The 698-nt window shown below is 70.6% G+C and carries 1 protein-coding gene; it reads left to right on the top strand.

The window, feature by feature from the left end; all coding sequences use genetic code 11:
- The coding region (locus tag JaAD80_RS29230; RefSeq protein ID WP_258003258.1) for an ABC transporter transmembrane domain-containing protein at nt 1–698 on the top strand (698 nt) is incomplete at both ends.

Genomic DNA, 698 nt, shown 5'->3' on the forward strand with positions numbered 1-698 from the left:
AGTGGCGCAGGCGCTGGCGCGCCGTTCGCCGCTGGACCGCCAGCGCGCCCAATCGGGCCAGGCGGCCAGCGTCATGGCCGAGCAGGCCGAGGCGATCGTGCCCTACCTGGTGCGCTACAAGCCGGCGCGCTGGAAAGTGCTGATCGTGCCGCTGGTGATCCTCGCCGTGGTGGCGCCCCTGTCGTGGATCGCCGCCCTGATCCTGTTCATCGCCGCCCCCCTGATTCCCGTCTTCATGGCCCTCGTCGGCATGGGCGCGCAGGCGGCCAGCCGCGCGCAGATGGTGGAAATGGGCGGCATGAATGCCTTCCTGCTGGACCGCCTGCGCGGCCTGGCCACCCTGCGCGCGCTGGACGCCGTGGACGCCACCGCCGAACGCCTGGATGCCTCGTCGCAATCCGTGCGCCGCCGCACGATGGTGGTGCTGCGCATCGCCTTTCTGTCATCCGCCGTGCTGGAACTGTTTTCCGCGCTCGGTGTCGCCATGGTGGCGGCCTTCATCGGCTTTTCCCTGCTGGGCAGCATTAATTTCGGCACCTGGGGCCGCGAGCTGAGCCTGGGGCAGGGCTTGTTCATCCTGCTGCTGGCGCCCGCGTTCTTCGAGCCGCTGCGCGAACTGGCCGCCGTCTGGCACGACAAGGCGGCCGGCGAAGCGGGTCTTGCCGGCCTGCACGACCTGGCCGACGGCGGCGTGCCCT

It is taken from the genome of Janthinobacterium sp. AD80 (assembly GCF_002878455.1).
In the GTDB taxonomy this organism is placed as follows: domain Bacteria; phylum Pseudomonadota; class Gammaproteobacteria; order Burkholderiales; family Burkholderiaceae_D; genus Janthinobacterium.